We start from the raw sequence: 434 nt of genomic DNA, 5'->3' as shown, positions 1-434 counted from the left end.
GGCGACAGGTAGGGGTTCTGGTACGACAGCCCGACCACGTAGCCGACCGCGACCTGGTTGTTCTCCAGGTGGTACAGGAACGAGCCGCCATAGACGTCGTTGTCGAGCGGCCAGCCGGCCGTGTGGATCACCAGGCCCGGCTGGTGCTTGGCCGGATCGATCTCCCACAGTTCCTTGATGCCGATGCCGTAGGTCTGCGGATCGCTGTCCTTCTGCAGGTCGTACTTGGCCATCAGCTGGCGGCCCAGGTGGCCGCGCGCGCCTTCGGCGAAGAAGGTGTACTTGGCGTGCAGTTCCATGCCGAGCTGGAAGTCCGGACCCGGCTCGCCGTCGCGCTTGACACCCATATTGCCGGTGGCGACGCCTTTGACGGAGCCGTCTTCGTTGTACAGCACTTCGGCCGCCGGGAAGCCGGGGAAGATTTCCACGCCCAG

1 protein-coding gene is annotated in these 434 nt (G+C 65.2%); it reads right to left on the bottom strand.

Going from position 1 to position 434, the window contains the following annotated elements:
* The coding region (locus QPK27_RS25245; protein WP_374047124.1) for an NAD(P)/FAD-dependent oxidoreductase at nt 1-434 on the bottom strand (434 nt) is incomplete at both ends.

Origin of the sequence: Massilia sp. YIM B02443 (assembly GCF_030411955.1) — a bacterium.
Taxonomy (GTDB): domain Bacteria; phylum Pseudomonadota; class Gammaproteobacteria; order Burkholderiales; family Burkholderiaceae_D; genus Telluria.
This window is presented reverse-complemented; position numbering and strand designations above follow the sequence as displayed.